The following is a 17,019-nucleotide window of genomic DNA, read 5'->3' on the forward strand; positions in this document are numbered from 1 at the left end:
GTCAAACGTGCGTCAGAAAGCCGACCAGTCGTCCGTCGCCACCGCCAGGTTGCCCTGAGTGGGTGCCTGCGTTGCTCCGGCGGAACGGCGAGCGGCATTGGCGCCCATACGACGACCGGCATCTGCGGCCCGAGCTTGCAAGCTATGCACCGGCGAGGCGGCGGGTATGCGAGCGGCAGCGCGATCGAGCGTGAAGCGTGCGACTTCCTTCGCCAGGGTGTTCGCTTCCTCCGCCAGGCTGCGCGCGGCGGCGGTCGCCTGTTCCACCATCGCGGCGTTCTGCTGCGTCACGCCGTCCATCTCCGAGACGGCCGTGTTTACCTGTTGCAGCCCGGTTGCCTGCTGCTCCGCGGCACCCGCGATCTCCGATACCAGGCCGTCGATCTCACCAATACGCGCGATGATCCGGTTCAGCGACTTGCCGGTCTCGCTGACCAGCTCGACCCCCAGGTTGACCTGCTCGGAAGACGCGGTGATGCGGGTCTTGACGTCCTTGGCGGCGTCGGCCGAGCGCTGCGCCAATGCGCGGACTTCGGAAGCGACGACGGCAAAACCCTTGCCAGCGTCCCCGGCGCGCGCCGCTTCGACGCCGGCGTTGAGTGCGAGCAGGTTCGTCTGGAAGGCGATCCCGTCGATCACCGCGATGATCTCGCTGATCTCGTTCGACGAACGCTCGATGCCGCTCATCGCGTCCATCGCCTTCTGCACCACCTCGCCGGATTGTTCGGCATCGCGGCGCGTGTCGCCGACCATGGCATTCGTGCGGACGGCGCTTTCGGCGCTCTGCTTCACCGTGGCGGTGATCTCTTCCATCGCGGCGGCAGTCTCTTCAAGCGAGGCGGCCTGCTGCTCGGTACGCTGGGACAGGTCGTCGGAGGCCTGGCGGATGTCGCCGGCGCCGTTGGTGATGCCCAGCGCGCTGACCGATACCGCGCCCATCGCGGTCGACACCGCGGTCATCGCATTGTTGAAGTCGCTCTTCAGTTTGGCGAACGGGCCGGTCAGGTCGGCATCGACACGAGCCGTCAGGTCGCCGCGGGAAAGGGCATCCAATCCGTTGCCGATGCTGTCGACGATCAGCGCTGTCTGTTCCTGCTTCGACCGCTCGGCAGCGGCGAGCTGATTGCGAAGGCCTGTCATCGCCGTGGCGAGTTCGCCGACCTCGTCGCTACGTTCCTCAACCGGTACCTGGACGTCCATGCGTCCTTGCGCCAGTTGCCCAAGCGCGCTGGTCATAATGGTCAGCGGAGTGGCGATCCCTCGCACAAGCGCGTTCAGCAACGCCAGCAACAAGGCGGCGACGATTACGATCGCGCCGGCCATCAGGTTACGGCTCGTACGGCCGAGAGCCACCGCATCGCCTGCGATCTCACCCATCTTGTCCGACTGTACCTGCTGCGACTTGGCGGCAAGTGCGTTCGCCTGATCGTAGGTCGCTTCGTTGGCCCGAAAGGCTGCGAGCGCTTCGTCATTCTGGTTCCTGACCGCATGCGACAGCATCTTGTCGGATTTGAGCTTGTAATCGGCCCAGCCTCCCTGGAATTTCGCCAGGGCGGCGCGTGTCTCAGGCATGGTCAAGCGTGGTTCCAGGTACGCTATCTTGCCAGCGATGAGCTCCCGCTGCGCCTTTACATGATCTGCCGCTTGCTTGATGTTGGCGGCGTCCGTCGACAGTATGAGATCTCCCTCCGCCACGCGATGGTCCGACATCGCGGTGTTGATGGCAGCGAGCGCCTCCAGCTTGGCACGACGATCGATACCCAGGTCAGTGGCGATGCTGCTCAGACGGGCCTGATTGTAGAGCGCGAAACCGCCAAGCAGCAGGACTGCTGCGAACAAAACGGCGAAGCATAACGCCAGCTTTTTGCCAATGCGAAGGTTCTTCATGTCGAACGCGATCCAGACTGATGACGCGGCATAGCTAGGGGGCAATGGTTAAGTCTTTGATGACACGAATCTTTCGCTCTCTTCTTACGGCGGCCCTCGCGCGACGGCGCGTCTGCAGGCAACGGTCGGACGCTCGCGCGGCGAAGGGCGGCAAGCCGCATCTGGCGATGATCAACGCAACCCGTCTGGAAATGCACCGCGTCGCCGGCGCCCTGCCCAAGAGCGAAGGTCTCCAGACCGCCGCCACCCTTGCAGCGCGGGAATCGGGGGCAGCAACATATGACTGATGCGGGACCAGCAATAGGGGGCCGCGTAGTTGCCAAGCAGCTCGGCATGGTCGATGTGGCCTGCATGATGGAAAAGCCGCAGATCCCCGACGATTATGCGCGTGGACGGAGGGATGGGCTTCGGCTCGCGCTGTCGATCATTTCGGCTGAAGAAGCCAGGTGGGCGGCATTGATCGGTGAAAGCCGATCATGGCGCACCAACGCGACGCGTGCGATCCGCCACAAGGCTTACCAAGTGGCGCATGCGCGAGTGCAGACGGCGCTCAACCGGCTGCTGCCGAAGAGTGTAGCGACCCTGCCCGTAGAGATCGCATCCATGATCGACAAAGCGGGACTGTAGTCGGGGTTCGGTCAGGCTTCGCGTTGTTACGTTTGCAGTGCGCCTGTCGATAGGATGGCCCAAACGAGAAGTTGACTGACCCACCCGTTCAATTCGGACGGCGACCGAGGGCGCGGGCGGCGCCGTTGAGTTCGCCATGCTCCAGCGCCGTCACCGACCTGGGCACGGACGTCAGAAGCCGCATGTATTTCCCGCTACCGCTGAATATGATGTTCATCCTCCCGAGCGCCAGAATATCGCGCAACGCCATCGCTAGCTTGCCCGTGACGATCACTCCGTCCCACGCTCCGAAGGTCAGCACGAGGTGGCTCGCATAGGCCCAGAAGGCTTCACACAGCACCTCGCAGGCTTGTCGCGCGAGCGGGTCAACGGCCGCAAGCCGCGTGACGTCCTCGGGTTTGGTGGCCCGCTTTGCCAGCTTCTGCGCTGTCGCGAGTTCGTTGTAGATCGCGACGAGGCCGGTCGCGGAAATCAGATGCTCGGCGACGATGGGATGCCGATCCGGGAAGATCGCGCGAACCAGATCGCTCATCGCGTGTGATGCGGGTGCGAAGCCCGCATGTCCCGCTTCGGTGGCCAGCACCCGCACATCGCCGTCATGCTCGCGAACGAGCACCGACACGCCGAGGCCCGACGTCATCCCGAGGACGCAATAGGTACCTGGCCGTTGAAGTGAGATCGTCGGCGCCGTGCCCAGGGGAAGCAGCGAGCAACGCCGATCATCGCTCAGCGCCCACGCTTCCGCTTCGAAGTCGTTGAGGATGAGCGGTGGCCGCCCGAGCATCGCCTGTAGTCCCGAGCGGGAGACATACCAGCGCGTATGCGTGATCGAAATCGCGTCGCCGCGTGCGAGCCCGGCAACCGCAATCGCCGAGCGTTCAGGTAGTCGCGCCAGATTCGAATCGCGCTGGAACGTCGACAGTGCGCCCGAAACGCTTGAGTTATGCTCGGAGCCGTAATGTCGTATACTGCCGGGGACGAGTTCGCCGGCCATGTCGGTCAGCGCAAAGCGCAGACCCTTGCGACCGACGTGTCCTACGATCCCGGCGACTTCCATGGGCATCCTCTGTTTTCGAGGCTGCTCACGTCAACCCTCTTACTTCACCGGTTGTACCCGACAAATCCATCTAAACCATTGAAAAGCGAGAAGGGGTAGGTGCTCGGACGACACACCGGCTGGCGTGAGAGCGGGGGATCTACAAGGGGGACGGTTGATCTCCTTGATGGCGGAGCGCATCGCATCCTGAGCGGTCTCGCCAGCGGTCAGCTTTGCAGGAGCAGGCGGGCGCCACCCCGTTTGGCGACGAGGGTCTACTCGACCTGCCCGACATGCTTGCCGAAGCCGATCCCACCCGGCTGCGTCGGTGGGCGGCCTCGCACGCGACAAGTGCCGTGGGAGATCGGTCCGGAGTGCGGCGATGTCGAGCCGTTCTTCCGGCGTCCTGCGGCGAGCTGGCGAGTGACACCGCCAGCGGGCGGCTCGCGCGTTCGTCCGGTTGGCGACGGGGCGTTCGGTGCGGAGCGCCGGCTTCCTCAAGATGCGGCGGCGTCACTCATCCGCGTCACGCACAAGCCGACCGCAGCGATCCGCTCGACATCGTGATGACGGTAAGGCGGTGTTTCCAGATCCTCGCTGAAGATGTCCGGGTCAAGTTCGTGATAGTCGATCGACCACCGCTCGCCGCGAAGCTGGCGGTGGACTTCCTCACGAAGCACATCATGGCCATCGACGATCGACACGCCGGTATGCAGCAGCAAGCGTCCGCCGGACGCAAGCTTGTTCACGCCCTCCAACACCCAGTCGAGCGACAGACGCGCGCCGTACAGGTCGCCGCCATCGCGGTATGCCCGCTTCGCATCGTCCATCATGAACGGCGGGTGGGTGACGATCAGGTCGAACTGCCCCGCCACGTCGTTCGGCGATCGTGCATGCTCGACCCGATGGTCGAGCCCGGCATGTTCGGCGTTGACCGACGACAAAAACGACGCTTTCGGATTGATGTCTGCCAGCACGAGCTTTGCCCGCCTGGCGTGCCGTGCTGCGGTGACCCCTCCGACGCCGGCGCCCGCGGCATAATCGAGGATGCGGGCGTCATCGGGCAAGTGGCCCATCTTTGCCACGATCAGGTCGGCGAAGCGGTAGCTGTCTGGCCCAAGGAATACCGCATCCTGCGCCAGTGTCGGGTAAGCCGAGTGGAGAAAGAGCACGTCATCCACCGAGGAAACGCGCACGTCACACCCCAACATGTCATCGCCGCGCGACGAAACTGCGCCCGCAGCCTCGAGCAATGCAAGTATGTCCGTCGGTAACGTTGCCGGCGCGAACGGCAGGCTCCATCCCAGCGCGTCGCGCAGATCGCGCGCCGTCCGGCGCGACGAGCGCGCCAGCACGCGGGCATGCGTCGCCGGCGTGGGTGTGACGAAGCGGTATCGAAGCGCATCAAGTGCCCGCAGGAGCGCGAGCAGTGCGTCACGCCGTCCGGCTTGCCCGTCGAACAGCGTGCCCGCCGTGACGGCTTCACGATCTATCTCGGTGTAGTCCATCGTCGTCCCTGCCTCGTTTGAAGAGCGGCCGTCGAGCAGCGGCGTCGTGGGCTCGGCCGCTCATGCGGGGGCTGGCAGCCGACTGGCAGCGCCAACACATCCGCGAGATTCACTTTGGGCCAGCATCTCACCCCTGGAATGCGGGGGGATCGTCAAGCGGCGATCAGGCGCCGCTGATCTTCTGCCCCTTGTTCTCGGTGTCGTCCGACTTGTTCTTCGCGGCCGCCTTTTTTGCGCCCGTCCCGGTTCCGCCGCCACGACCGGTTCCAAGGCTGCCACGCGCGCCATCCCCACCCTTCGTAGTTACTGCGCCCGAATTTCCGCCTGCACCTTTCTGCGCCATCTTCACTATCCTTTATTGTCTCGTCCGAACCGAAAGAGCGGCCGGTGAGTTCCTGGATAACTCATTGATCTATGAGAACGTTGTTCGATAATAGATGTCGGTTATTGAGGTACTTAAAGGAGAGATTGTGCCTGGACTGCGGCGCGGCGGTTAACTTCAGGTGATGGGTTCAGAAAGGCGCGTGACAGGGTTTCGGTTACTGCAACCACAAACGAACCGGTCTTCAACGATACATCAAGCAGCGTCACGCACCGCGAACCGATCGAGCCATCGCTCCCGCGCTGCAAGGCGCTCGCGAACAGGGCCTCGACGTTCGTAAGACGCGATCGGTTGCGGTCCGCGGCATCTCGCCGAGCAGAAGGTACTGCGGCTCTTTGGGCGCGGTGTTGGCGAGGGGGCGGATGTCGGGCTGGTTCAGCGGAGCATCGAGAAGTTCATCGAAACCAAAGTCTGTCCAAGCCATCCTCTGGTCGATCGGCTCGATCATCGTTCGCCGATGTGCATGGAGGCCCGCTATTTGCTCGGCATCGAGAAGCTGATGGACTGGAAGTGCCCGGCCATGGGCAATACCGCGCGTCCTGACCGCCGAGCTGGCGTGCATCATGAGACGCCAGCTCGGTTTGGACAGTTGCATCACGGAGGTGGGGGCGATGGCGCCCACTCTGTGGCTGTATGAATTGCGTGAAGTTCTACGAACGGGCGGCTGGCGCGCGGATGATGGCGTCCTCACCAGTGCCACCGATCGGCCGCCGCCTGAAGGTTCGCAACGGCAAACGTGTCAACTCCGCCAACCGGGGCAAGATGCCCTAGTTGGAGGAGCCGCGTTAGCCTACGCCACCGACACGTATATGTTGCTGGCTCTCAGTTCTGGCTTTCAGGCGATTTCGACGTATCGTGGAAAGCCTTTTTTACTGACAGGCGAGACACTCGTCATAGTCAGTGGTCTCGCCGATCGAAAATTTCGGCGTCGCGATCGTGTTGTCGGCTTCGACTCCGCCCGACCCTTCCGATCCGGCGAACCCGGCGCGCTGTACCGACTTCGAGCGCAGATAGTAGAGCGACTTGATCCCCAGTTCCCAGGCGCGGAAGTGGAGCATCAGCAGATCCCACTTTTCCACATCGGCGGGAATGAACAGGTTCAGCGACTGTGCCTGATCGATATACGGCGTGCGATCCCCGGCGAGTTCGAGCAGCCAGCGCTGGTCGATCTCGAACGAGGTCTTGTAGCAATCCTTCTCCTCCGTCGTGAGGAAGTCCAGGTGCTGTACCGACCCGCCATGTTCGAGGATCGAGTTCCATACCGCCTCGGCGTTCTTGCTCTTCTCGTTAAACAACTTTTCGAGATACGGATTCTTTACCGCGAAGCTGCCCGACAGCGTCTTGTGGGTGTAGATGTTCGCCGGGATCGGCTCGATGCACGCGCTGGTCCCGCCGCAGATGATCGAGATCGATGCGGTAGGCGCGATCGCCATCTTGCAGCTGAAACGCTCCATGACGCCAACGTCGGCGGCATCGGGGCACGGCCCACGCTCATGCGCAAGCACCATCGACGCCTCGTTCACCTGCGCGTTGATCTGCTTGAACATCCGCAGGTTCCAGCTCTTGGCCATCGCGCCTTCGAACGGCAGTCCGCGTGCCTGCAGGAAGCTGTGGAAGCCCATGACGCCGAGGCCGACCGAACGCTCGCGCGCCGCGCTATAGGCCGCGCGCTCCATGCCGGGTTCGTGGCGGTCGATGTAATCCTGAAGGACATTGTCGAGGAAGCGCATCACGTCCTCGACGAAGCCCTTCTCGTCCTTCCACTGGTCCCACGTCTCGAGGTTCAGCGACGACAGGCAGCACACCGCGGTGCGATCGTTGCCGAGGTGATCCTTCCCCGTTGGCAACGTGATCTCGCTGCACAGGTTCGACGTCGACACCTTCAGCCCCAGCTCGCGGTGATGCTTGGGCATCGTCGAGTTCACATGGTCGGCGAAGACGATGTACGGCTCACCGGTGGCAAGGCGGGTCTCGACCAGCTTCTGGAACAGCGCGCGCGCATCGACGGTCGCGCGGACCGATCCGTCCTTGGGGCTCTTGAGGTGCCATTCGGCGCCGTCGCGCACAGCCGCCATGAACGCGTCGGGGATCAGCACGCCGTGGTGCAGATTGAGCGCCTTGCGGTTGAAGTCGCCCGATGGTTTGCGAATCTCGAGGAACTCCTCGATCTCGGGGTGCGAGATGTCGAGGTAGCAGGCCGCCGAGCCGCGACGCAGCGAACCCTGCGAGATCGCAAGCGTCAGCGAATCCATGACGCGCACGAACGGGATGATCCCGCTGGTCTTGCCGTTGAGTCCGACCGGTTCGCCGATGCCGCGCACGTTGCCCCAATAAGTGCCGATCCCGCCACCGCGGCTGGCGAGCCAGACGTTCTCGTTCCAGGTCTGCACGATGCCGTCCAGGCTGTCCGGCACCGAGTTGAGGTAGCAGCTGATCGGCAGCCCGCGCCCGGTGCCACCGTTCGACAGCACCGGCGTGGCGGGCATGAACCACAGCCGCGAGATATAGTCGTACAGCCGCTGCGCATGCGCGGCATCGTCGGCATAGGCAGACGCGACGCGAACGAACAGGTCCTGGTAGCTTTCGCCGGGCAGCAGGTAGCGGTCCTTCAGCGTTTCCTTGCCAAAGTCGGTGAGCAAGGCGTCGCGGCTATGATCGACGTCCAGCGGAAAGGGCTGGTTGCGTGCACCGTGCTTGGCGATCGCTTCCTCGGTGGTCGCCGCGTCGATCGCAGCGGTGTCGATCGTCTCGCTCGTCATCGCGTCCCCGTTCGTGGTCGTGAAGTTCATGCGCTCGCATCCCGCCTGTCTATCGTGCGATCCGTGCGGATCGGCTGTTCGAAAACGTTGCCGATCCGCGCCACGGCTGGTGAGCGCAATCCGGGAACGGACCATCTGCTTACCACCGATAGCGCCGGTACCCGGCCTCTACCTCTACAGATTGTGGCAGATGCGCGATCGGAGCAAGTCCTGCGATAGGGTCGCAAGCGGCCATATGTGCGACGACGCGCGGACTTCCGCCGATTTCGCGAATGCAAGCCGCACAAAAAATTTTTACGCGATGCGCAGCGGCGGGCGGTCGACTCGGCGCCGCGGTTGCCCCCGCCGCGTCACGGTTTATACACCGGGCGCATGACGACCGTGATCCGTACCGCCGACCTGATCGAGAGCGTCGCCGACGCGCTGCAGTTCATCAGTTACTATCATCCGATGGATTATATCCGCGCGCTCGGCGACGCCTATGAGGCCGAGCAATCGCCGGCCGCGAAGGACGCGATCGCGCAGATCCTGACCAACAGCCGAATGTGCGCGGAGGGGCATCGCCCGATCTGCCAGGACACCGGCATCGTCAATGTGTTCGTGAAATGGGGCATGGACTGCCGCCTCGACGACAACAGCCGCTCGATGCAGGAGGTCGTGGACGAGGGGGTGCGGCGGGCCTACCTCCATCCCGAGAACAAGCTGCGCGCCAGCGTACTGGCCGATCCCGCCTTCACGCGCCGCAATACCAAGGACAACACGCCGTGCGTGCTCCACGTCGAGCTGGTGCCGGGCAACACGGTGTCCGTCGATGTCGCGGCCAAGGGCGGCGGCAGCGAGAACAAATCGAAGTTCAAGATGATGAACCCCAGCGACTCGATCGTCGACTGGGTGGTGGAGATGTTGCCGCAGATGGGCGCGGGCTGGTGCCCGCCGGGGATGCTGGGCATCGGCATCGGCGGCACCGCGGAACATTGCGTCCTGCTGGCCAAGCAGGCGCTGATGGAGCCGATCGATATGGGGCCGCTGAAGGCGCGCGGACCGCGCAATGACCTGGAGGCACTGCGCATCGAGATCTTCGACAAGGTCAATGCGCTGGGCATCGGCGCGCAGGGGCTGGGTGGGCTCTCGACGATTCTCGACGTGAAGATCAAGGACGCGCCGTGCCATGCCGCGGGAAAGCCGGTGGCGATGATCCCGAACTGCGCCGCCACGCGCCACGCGCACTTCACGCTCGACGGCAGCGGGCCGGCGTATCTGGAGGCGCCGAAGCTGGCCGAATGGCCGGACGTGAACTGGACGCCCGACAAGGCCGCGATCCGCGTCGATCTCGATGCGCTGACGCCGGAGGTGGTCGCGTCATGGAAGCATGGCGACCGGCTGCTGCTGAACGGCAAGATGCTGACCGGGCGCGATGCGGCGCACAAGCGGATCGCCGACATGCTGGCGAAGGGCGAGGCGCTGCCGGTCGATTTCCGGGGGCGTGTCATCTACTACGTCGGTCCGGTCGATCCGGTCGGCGAGGAAGTGGTGGGCCCGGCCGGCCCGACGACCGCGACGCGGATGGACAAGTTCACGCGCATGATGCTCGACCAGGGTCTTCTCGCGATGGTCGGGAAGGCCGAGCGCGGCCCGGCGGCGACCGACGCGATCCGCGAGGCGGGCAGCGCCTATTTGATGGCGGTCGGCGGGGCGGCCTATCTGGTCGCGCGCGCGGTCAAGGGCAGCAAGGTGGTCGGGTTCGCAGACCTGGGCATGGAGGCGATCTACGAGTTCGAGGTGTCCGACTTCCCGGTGACGGTGGCGGTGGATGCCGAAGGCAACAACGTCCACCAGCTCGCCCCGCTGGTGTGGCGCGAGAAGATCGCGCGCGAGGGACTGCTGGTAGGGGCGTGAGTCTTCGCGGGCAGCGGTCTCCGCCGCCCACCCTTGTTGTGAGCGCGAAGGAAGCGGATTCAGGGGTGTCCTGATCCGGCAGGTGATGACGACGCTTTGCATGGTCGCTGGAACTGGGCGAGCTCACACGCGGATGTCGCCTGCGCACACTCGGCGTGGCGGCGGGGCGGGCAGGCGGTTTGCTCATCGGATAGCACCGCCAGCTCGTCGGGCGCATGGGGTGACGTTCATGCGGGCTTGGCCAATCGAGATCGGGGCGTGCACCGGCTGGGAGACGCAGCCGACCAGGACGCGTGTGGCTCGGTGCAGGAGAAGAGCGGTCCGTCTGCGTTCCAGCAGAGGCTGATTGCTGCCGGCGCGTCGATCGATAGGTTCAGTGGGACATTCTATGGCAGGGCCGCTGGTGGCCTGGTGGGCGGTCCCCACATGGGCGGGCGACGGTCAGCCGCGTCGCTGGTGGAGAAGCCGAGACAGCAAGCCTTTTGGCGGAGAGGGATGAGGATCGCGCATGGCCGCTCGGCGAGTATGCCCGCCGTCAGGCCTGCATCGAAATCATACCCGGCGTCGAAGGCAGGCGACTTTCGTGGTCCGGATGCCGGCTTCCGCGTTGTCCTGCCATCCTGAGCCCGCTTTCATCGTTATCGGTAGCTTGCGTGATCCCGGATCGAGCCCCGGGCGACAGTTCGGCGGCGGGACGATCGATGAATGTCGGATCGCCTGGCCTCAATAGCGGTAGCCGATCCTCACCATCGCGCGGCGCGGCGTGCCCGGCGTCACCCACAGTCGCGAATAGGAACTGGGATAATAATGCGTGTCGAACAGGTTGGTGACCTCGCCTGATATGCGGACGCGCGCCACCGGCTCCCAGCTGGCGAGCACGCGGGTAAGCGTATACGCGGGCAGGTAGAAGAAGCCGCCGTCGGGGAAGCGATAGCCGGTCTCACCCAGTCGCCGGCCGACGTAATTGACCCCGGCACCGAGCGTCAGCTTCGATCCGCCGAGCGCCAGATCCTTGAACAGCAGCGCACCGGCGCTGTGACGCGGGATGTTCAGCAGCGGGTCGCCGACCCGCAGCGCGAGCCCGAAATTGGGGTCGGCCGCATCGCGTGCCACCTCCGCGTCGGTATACGCGTAATTTAGCTGGATGCGCGCATCATACGGGAGGCGGCCGGAAAGTTCGGCCTCGACCCCGCGGCTGCGCGCGCGACCGATCGCCTGCGAGAAGCCGGCATTGACCGGGTCGGCGGTCAGCACGTTCGACTTGGTGGTGCGGAACGCCGCCAGCGTGCCGGTGACACGCTCGTTGAACAGCGCAAGCTTGACGCCGGCCTCGTACGATGTGGTCCGTTCGGGCATGAATGGCCGCGCGTCGAAGGTGACGCCGATGTTGGGACGGAAGCCGCGCGCGTAATTGCCGTACAGCGACACGGCGTCGGTCAGCAGCACGCTGGCGCCGACCTGCGGATTGAAGGCGGTGCGGTGCTGACCGGTGCGGCTGTTGAGCAGCCGGTTCCGGACGTCCTGTTCGAAATCGTCGTAACGCCCGCCGACGCGCAACTTCAGCCGGGCGGTCACGTCGATCTGGTCCTGGACGTAGAAGCCGTAGGAGAATTGCCGCTCGACGTTGTTCTGGAACGGCGCGACGGCGGGCAGTTTGCCATAGACGGGCGCGAAGATATCGACGCTGTTGCCGATGGCTGTGGTGCGCTGCGCGGCGATCGGAGGCGGACGATAGCGGTTCTGGATCACCGTGATGCCGTAATCGTCCCAATCGGCACCGATCAGGACATGATGCCGCGCACCGAATGTCGCGAAGCGACCGCCCAACTCGGCGCGGAAGGTGTGGTCAGTGGTGCGATAGTCGCGGTAGCGACGCTGGCGCGAGAGCGTCCGGCCGTCGACGAACAACTGCTGGCGGGAGGCGACGAGTTCGGCCTCGGTCGAGAAACCCTCCGCCTCGGTCTCGCGATAGCCGGCGCCGAGGATCAACGACCAGTTACGCGAGAAGGCGTGCTGTATCTGCGCCTGATGGCCGAGCGCCTCGATACGCAGCGGTCCGTCGCCGGGCTCACCGAGAAAGCGCGTGCGCGGGATCGCATCGAGGCGGCCGTTCACCGCCACGACGCCGCGATCGAAGTCGAGGTCCTGCCGGATGTACTCGAGTTCGTAGGACAGGCCGGTGTCGCGGGCCGGCGTCCACAGGATCGTCGGGGTGACGGTAGCGCGGCGGCTCGCGATCGTGTCGCGGAAGCTGTCGGCGCGCTCGGCTGCGCCGGTGACGCGGAGCGCGAGCGTGCTGGCGAGCGGGATGTTGAGGTCACCCTCGCTGCGCCAGCTGCCGAAGCTGCCGTGCGACAGCGTGGCGGCGGCCGCGACGTCGCGCTGCGGCTTTTTGGTGACGATGTTGATCGTGCAACCGGGCTCGACGCGGCCGAACAGGGCGGAGTTCGGGCCTTTGAGCACCTCGATGCGTTCGACGTTGGCGGTGTCGCGCGCACCGCCATAGCCGCGCGCGGCGTTGAAGCCGTTGACGAGATAGTTGCTGGCGCTGTTCTCGTCACCCGCAAAGCCGCGGCACGCGAAATTGTCGAACAGCCCGCCGAAATTGTTCTGCCGCGCCACGCCGCCTGCGAAATCGAGCGCATCGTCGAGGCGAGTCACGCCGGCGGCGCGGAGCAACTCGCCATCCAGAACCTGGATGCTCTGCGGGATCTCGAGCGGGGGCGCGTCACCGGCATAGGCGCGGCGCTGTCCGGCGACCACGATGTCGGTGGCAAGGTCAGACTGCGCGGCGGCGACGGCGGCGTCGTCCTTCGGCGTCGCCGATGCCGCCTGCGCGAGCAAAAGGACCGTGGCGGTTCCTGCCAGCCACGGCGCCAGCAACCGAAATCGCTCCGTCATCATCGCCCCTATCGTCTGCCCACGACCGCTCGACCGTGCGGGGACCATAATGCTTAATCCCTCATGTTCCGTTTCGCGATCGAGCGTCGGCGGGCGGTTAGGTGAGAATGATAGCGATATGCAACTTCTATGATGCTGCCGGCGGGCGGGTCGGTTTTCTCGCAAGTTCGTTGCCCTCGGCCACCGCCACCGGGGGCTCAGCGCCGGTCCGCAATCAATTCCTCCTTGTGGTTCATCGGCATAGCGGTCCCCCATCCCGGTGATCCGCACTAGTCGCGGGGCGCCGACGAGATCGCGCGACAGAACGGTGTTTCCTTGAAAATCAAGCGGCAGGCGCTAAGCAACCCGAATTGGCGGCAAGACCATTGCAAGACCATTGCGGACTTCGGAGAACCAGCATGCGTATCGCACTCGGCATCGGCACGGCCCTTCTGATGATGGCGGGTGCGCCCGCGACGGCCGCGCCCGCGCCCGGCCCCGACAACGCCTTGACCGCCAGGGAGCGGCAGCAGGGCTGGCGATTGCTGTTCGATGGACGCGACCTGTCCGGATGGCGGTCCTTCGACGGCACGGCGCCGGCGGCGACCTGGACGGTCAGCGACGGTACGCTGAAGCTGACCAAGGCCGACGGCAAGATGAGTGGCACCGATCTGGTCACCAACGAGACCTACGGCGCGTTCGAATTGACGCTGGACTGGAAGGTCGAGCGCGGCGGGAACAGCGGCGTGCTGTACCTCGCGCGCAACGTGCCCGGCGCGCCGTTGCTGTACCAGAGCGGGCTTGAGATGCAGGTGCTCGACGATGCCGGGCATCCCGACGGCAAGATCCCGACGCATCGCGCCGGCTCGCTGTACGACATGACCGTGCCGCCGGCGGGCGTGGCGCATCCGGCCGGCAGCTGGAACCATGCGCGGCTGCTGGTCGAAGGCGGGCGCATCCGGCAATGGCTGAACGGCACGCCGACCGCCGACGTTTCATATGGCGACGAGGCGTGGCGCAAGCGCGTGGCCGGATCGAAGTTTGCGAAGATGGCGCAATTCGGCTCCTTTTCCAGCGGGGTGATCGGTTTGCAGGACCATGGCGAGCCGGTCGCGTTCCGTAACATCAAAATCCGCCGCATCGGGGCATCGGCGACGGGAGCGGCGCGGTGATGGCAGCGAAGACGGCCTCGGACGACGCGATCGACGTCATCATCGTCGGTTCGGGCGCGGCCGGCGGGATGGCGGCGCATAGCCTGACGAAATCGGGGTTGCGCTGCCTGATGCTGGAGGCCGGCCGCAGCTACGATCCGCAGGCGGAGGTCAACATGTATGCGCCTGAAAGCGACGCGCCGCTGCGCGGGACGGGAACGCCCGAAAAGCCGTTCGGCTATTTCGACGCGACCGTCGACGGCGGCTGGGAAGTGGAGGGCGAGCCCTACACCACGCAACAGGGCAGCGACTTCCGCTGGTATCGCCCGCGCATGCTGGGCGGTCGCACCAACCATTGGGGACGGCACGTCCCGCGGCTGGGACCGTATGATTTCAAGCCGTTTTCGCGCGACGGGCTCGGCGTGGACTGGCCGATCGGCTATGACGATGTCGCGCCTTTCTATGACCGGGTCGAGCGGATGATCGGTGTCAACGGCGGGCCGATCGGGCTGGAGAACCATCCCGACTCTCCGCCCGGGTGCCTGATGCCGCCGCCCAAGCCGCGCGTGCCGGAGATGCTGATCACGGCGGCGGCCGAAAGCCTGGGCATCCCGGTGCGTGCGGCGCATACCGCGGTGCTGACGCGCGACATGCCCGACCCGGTGGCGCCGCGCAGTGCGTGCTTCAACGCGACGCCGTGCACGCGTGGCTGCACGATCGGCGCGATGTTCCAGACCACCACTTCGCTGCTGCCGCAGGCCAAGGCGACCGGCAAGCTGCGCGTCGTGACCGACGCGATGGTGTCACGCGTGGTAATGGGCGCGAAGGGGCGCGCGACCGGCGTGGAATATGTCGATCGCAAGACCGGCATGCGTCATCAGGTGACCGCAAAGGCGGTGGTTCTGGCCGCCGGCACGGGCGAAACGACGCGGTTGTTGCTCAACTCGGGCACGGACGGGCGCGGATTGGCCAACTCCTCGGGCGAGCTGGGGCGCAATCTCACCGATTCCACCGGCGCATCGTTCAGCGCCTTCATCCCCGGGCTGGCCGGGCGCCCGCGCTATAACGAGGATGGCATCGGCGGGCAGCACATCTACATCCCGTTCTGGCTCTACAAGGAGCAGAAGCGCGGCGAACTGGATTTTGCGCGCGGCTATCATTTCGAGATCGGCGGGCGGTTCGGGATCCCGTCGTCGTCGGCGTTGCCGCGCGTCTGGGGGCCGGCGCTGAAGCAGGCGGTGCGCGCCACCTCGGGCGCGACGATCGGCCTGACGCTGCGTGGCGAGATGATCCCCAACAAGGACACCTTCTGCGAGATCGATCCGACCGTGAAGGACCGCTTCGGCATCCCGGTGCTGCGCTTCGCGTTCAAGTGGTCGAAGCACGAGGTCAACCAGATCGCGCACGGCCGCCGTGCGGCGCATTCGGTGTTCAAGCGCCTGAACGGCACGATCCTCGACCCCGACCTGCCCCCGGAGGAGATCATGACCGCGGGTGGCGAGATCATCCACGAACTCGGCACGGCACGCATGGGGGCGGACAAGCGGTCGTCGGTGGTCGACAGCTACGGGCAGACATGGGACGTCGACAACGTGGTGTTGATGGACGGTGCGACCTTTGCCTCGGGCGCCCACAAGAACCCGACGCTCACCATCCTCGCGCTCGCGCTGCGTGCGTCGGAACGGCTTGCCGCGCGCATGAAGTCGGGAGCAATGGCATGACCTTCACCCGCCGCACGACACTGAAATGGTTCGCGACCGCGACGACGCTGTCGCTGGCAGGCTGGTCGCCCGCGCTCGCCGCCAAAGCGACCGCGGAGGGGCCGCCGCCGCCGTTCGCGGTCGTCGACTGGCCGGCGAACGTGCCGGCGCTGCCGCCGACCAAAGGCTATGGCCGCGACCCGAACCTGATGGAGCCGAAGGTGGCGTGGCCGCTGACGCTGACCAGGGCGCAGCGCGCGACGGTCGACATGCTCGGCGACATGATCCTGCCGGCCGACGCGGCATCGCCGGGCGCGGGCAAGCTCGGCGTCGGTGCGTTCATCGACGAATGGGTCAGCGCGCCATACCCGAACCAGCGGGTCGATCGCGCCACGATCATCCCGGGGCTGATGTGGCTGGATGCGCAGAGCAAGGCGCTGCACGGGACGGCGTTCACCGCGATCACGGCGCCGCAGCGCGCGATGCTGCTCGACGCCCTGACCGTTGCCGCGCCCTCGGCGCGGATGGCGCAGCCGGTCGCGTTCATGGACCGGCTGCGCAACCTGTTCGTGCTCGGCTTCTACAGCCTGCCGGAGGGCAAGGCCGACATGGGATATATCGGCGACCAGCCGACCGAGGGACCGTACCCGGGCCCGGATCAGGCCGCACTGGCGCATCTCGCCGGGCTGCTCGACACGCTGAAGCTTGCACCGGCGAAAGCCTGACGCAAGAGCGGCGGCGCCCGGCATCGACGTGCCGGGACGTCGCCGCCGATATCACGGGCGGTATCGTTGCGGGACAAGGTCGTCGGGGTAGGTCATTGATTAGTAAGGCTCGCCCGATACACGACGGCGATGCGCATCCTCTGCATCCTTGGTCTTCATCGCTGGTCCAGTCGCCAGACCGCCCGCGCCGGGACCACCGTCCATCGCTGCGCACGCTGCGAAACCCGGCTGATCATCCACAACGGGCGCAATCGCCGGCGCAAGCGCGTCTATCTGGCGGCGGCGTTGCTGGTGTCGGCCGCGCTCTGGTTCGTCAGCTACAACCTCGTCTTTCACGGCCGCACCAAGGTGCTCCACACCGCATCCAAGGCTGCGAACAAGGCGGGGGCCGTCGCGTCGCGCGGTCGCACGGCGATCCACCGGATCGAGGGTGACAGCGGCGCGTACGTGGACGGGAACGACTGACAG

At 65.5% G+C, this 17,019-nt stretch carries 12 protein-coding genes; 6 read left to right on the plus strand and 6 right to left on the minus strand.

Going from position 1 to position 17,019, the window contains the following annotated elements; genetic code table 11:
* Window positions 1-12: 12 nt before the first annotated feature.
* Window positions 13-1,887 carry a methyl-accepting chemotaxis protein gene (locus SPHPHY_RS0106905; RefSeq protein ID WP_022685968.1) on the minus strand — a complete coding sequence of 625 codons (1,875 nt, stop codon included), beginning with the start codon at window positions 1,885-1,887 and terminating at the stop codon, window positions 13-15.
* Window positions 1,888-2,220: 333 nt separating this feature from the next.
* Here SPHPHY_RS0106905 and SPHPHY_RS0106910 point away from each other — a divergent pair, with 333 nt between their 5' ends.
* Complete coding sequence (locus tag SPHPHY_RS0106910; protein WP_231370372.1) at window positions 2,221-2,514, plus strand: hypothetical protein; 294 nt, start codon at window positions 2,221-2,223, stop codon at window positions 2,512-2,514.
* Window positions 2,515-2,602: 88 nt separating this feature from the next.
* On the opposite strand, the gene SPHPHY_RS0106915 is transcribed toward SPHPHY_RS0106910, so the two are convergent.
* From SPHPHY_RS0106915 to SPHPHY_RS0106935, 4 genes are all read right to left on the minus strand, one after another.
* A complete protein-coding gene (locus tag SPHPHY_RS0106915; protein ID WP_022685970.1) occupies window positions 2,603-3,571 on the minus strand; it encodes a glucokinase in 969 nt (322 codons plus the stop codon).
* Between the two features lie 476 nt (window positions 3,572-4,047).
* Entirely contained in the window at window positions 4,048-5,058 is a 1,011-nt protein-coding gene (locus tag SPHPHY_RS0106920; RefSeq protein WP_022685971.1) for a methyltransferase, read from the minus strand.
* Between the two features lie 163 nt (window positions 5,059-5,221).
* Window positions 5,222-5,401 (minus strand): hypothetical protein, encoded by a 180-nt coding sequence (locus tag SPHPHY_RS0106925; RefSeq protein WP_022685972.1) that lies wholly within the window; start codon window positions 5,399-5,401, stop codon window positions 5,222-5,224.
* A gap of 908 nt (window positions 5,402-6,309) precedes the next feature.
* Window positions 6,310-8,229 (minus strand): ribonucleoside-diphosphate reductase subunit alpha, encoded by a 1,920-nt coding sequence (locus SPHPHY_RS0106935; RefSeq protein WP_022685974.1) that lies wholly within the window; start codon window positions 8,227-8,229, stop codon window positions 6,310-6,312.
* Between the two features lie 342 nt (window positions 8,230-8,571).
* Here SPHPHY_RS0106935 and SPHPHY_RS0106940 point away from each other — a divergent pair, with 342 nt between their 5' ends.
* On the plus strand, window positions 8,572-10,095 hold the full coding sequence (locus SPHPHY_RS0106940) for a fumarate hydratase (protein WP_022685975.1): 1,524 nt from the start codon (window positions 8,572-8,574) through the stop codon (window positions 10,093-10,095).
* A gap of 723 nt (window positions 10,096-10,818) precedes the next feature.
* On the opposite strand, the gene SPHPHY_RS0106945 is transcribed toward SPHPHY_RS0106940, so the two are convergent.
* Complete coding sequence (locus SPHPHY_RS0106945; protein ID WP_156025051.1) at window positions 10,819-12,996, minus strand: TonB-dependent siderophore receptor; 2,178 nt, start codon at window positions 12,994-12,996, stop codon at window positions 10,819-10,821.
* Window positions 12,997-13,394: 398 nt separating this feature from the next.
* Here SPHPHY_RS0106945 and SPHPHY_RS0106950 point away from each other — a divergent pair, with 398 nt between their 5' ends.
* From SPHPHY_RS0106950 to SPHPHY_RS0106965, 4 genes are all read left to right on the plus strand, one after another.
* Window positions 13,395-14,147, plus strand: coding sequence for a 3-keto-disaccharide hydrolase (locus SPHPHY_RS0106950; RefSeq protein ID WP_022685977.1), 753 nt, complete (start codon window positions 13,395-13,397; stop codon window positions 14,145-14,147).
* On the plus strand, window positions 14,147-15,847 hold the full coding sequence (locus SPHPHY_RS0106955; protein ID WP_022685978.1) for a GMC family oxidoreductase: 1,701 nt from the start codon (window positions 14,147-14,149) through the stop codon (window positions 15,845-15,847). The genes SPHPHY_RS0106950 and SPHPHY_RS0106955 overlap by 1 nt, the downstream gene beginning before the upstream one ends.
* Window positions 15,844-16,551 carry a gluconate 2-dehydrogenase subunit 3 family protein gene (locus SPHPHY_RS19585; protein WP_022685979.1) on the plus strand — a complete coding sequence of 236 codons (708 nt, stop codon included), beginning with the start codon at window positions 15,844-15,846 and terminating at the stop codon, window positions 16,549-16,551. Before SPHPHY_RS0106955 ends, SPHPHY_RS19585 begins: the two co-directional genes overlap by 4 nt.
* Before the next feature lie 129 nt (window positions 16,552-16,680).
* Window positions 16,681-17,016, plus strand: coding sequence for a hypothetical protein (locus SPHPHY_RS0106965; RefSeq protein ID WP_022685980.1), 336 nt, complete (start codon window positions 16,681-16,683; stop codon window positions 17,014-17,016).
* Window positions 17,017-17,019 lie beyond the last annotated feature (3 nt).

This window comes from Sphingomonas phyllosphaerae 5.2 (assembly GCF_000419605.1).
Classification (GTDB): domain Bacteria; phylum Pseudomonadota; class Alphaproteobacteria; order Sphingomonadales; family Sphingomonadaceae; genus Sphingomonas; species Sphingomonas phyllosphaerae_B.